Origin of the sequence: Staphylococcus agnetis (assembly GCF_002901865.1) — a bacterium.
GTDB lineage: Bacteria > Bacillota > Bacilli > Staphylococcales > Staphylococcaceae > Staphylococcus > Staphylococcus agnetis.
Genome location: NZ_PPQF01000139.1, coordinates 1 through 1,153, shown reverse-complemented (window position 1 = coordinate 1,153; position 1,153 = coordinate 1). Strand labels below are relative to the sequence as shown.

1 protein-coding gene and 1 pseudogene are annotated in these 1,153 nt (G+C 32.6%); both read right to left on the bottom strand.

Going from position 1 to position 1,153, the window contains the following annotated elements:
* On the bottom strand, positions 1 to 181 hold a 181-nt coding region (locus tag CD172_RS12355), incomplete at its 3' end, for an LPXTG cell wall anchor domain-containing protein (protein ID WP_142384450.1).
* Positions 182 to 253: 72 nt separating this feature from the next.
* A pseudogene (locus CD172_RS12815) lies at positions 254 to 1,153 on the bottom strand (hypothetical protein); the annotation flags it as partial.

Below are 1,153 nucleotides of genomic sequence, written 5' to 3'. Positions count from 1 at the left end.
AGATGTGTATAAGAGACAGTCTTAATAGTGATAATCCTAAAAGACTTAGTAAGCCACCAAATACTACCGCTTGTTCGTTATTATTTTGACCAGTATTAGGTAAAGTTTCAAGTTGTGTTTCTGAATCATTAGAGGTATGAGGTACAGTAGAAATAGGTTCGAAATTAGGTTTAACATTCACTACACAAGCGCGACCTGAATCACATCCTTGTGAGTTTGAGTTATATTTTATCTTTCTCTCATCTTTAATTATTTAATCTTTATTCTTTTGAGATGCAACGTTTCCTATGCGCACTTTCTTTTCAACACCAACATTTTCATTTTTTGTCGCTTGAGGCATATTCTTTTTATCTTTTTGTACAATGACTGATGATACTACTTTAGTAATATCCAATTCTTCTATAATACCTTTCACCGAACCATTATTCTTAGGTATTGTATTTTCAACTATAATAACTGGATTTTCAGTACGATTATCAATGCTAGGTTTATCAATCATTGTGTCTTCCACAGTATCATTAATGTCTATTGAGCCATTTTCGGAATCTAAACCATGCTCAATATCAATAACGTGATTATCATCAATTTCTTCAACGATACCAGTAATATTTCCATGAATCGTACCAGATCCTGATTCTGTATCAAAATTGATGACGTTATTTTCAACAGTTTTTTCGATTTTACCTTTAATTCTGCCTTCTTCTCCAATTGGCATAGTAATATCGATGATTTCTACTTTATGATTTTCATCAATTTCAATAATTGGGCCTTCAGCCTCACCGGTAATAGCTGGAGGTAACGTGTTATCATCAACGAGTTCAATTAAATTATTATCTTTCGTATACTCCATCGTATCTTCAATCGTTGTATGGTCTGAAATCGCTCCAGTTACAACGCCTGTTGCGGTATCTTCATCAAAGTCAATGATATCTGTATTATGATAAATATCTTCCTCACCAAAATTACTGTCCTCATCGATATCTATAATATTTGTGTTGTAATCTACTTTCCTACCGCCTGGATTAGAATCTTCTATTTCAATAATCTCATCCGTTGAATTTTCATCAGTAATAACATCGGGCTTACTATCCTCTATTATTTCTAAAATACCATCATTATTATTACCTATAATGCTCTCAACGATAGTTTCTTC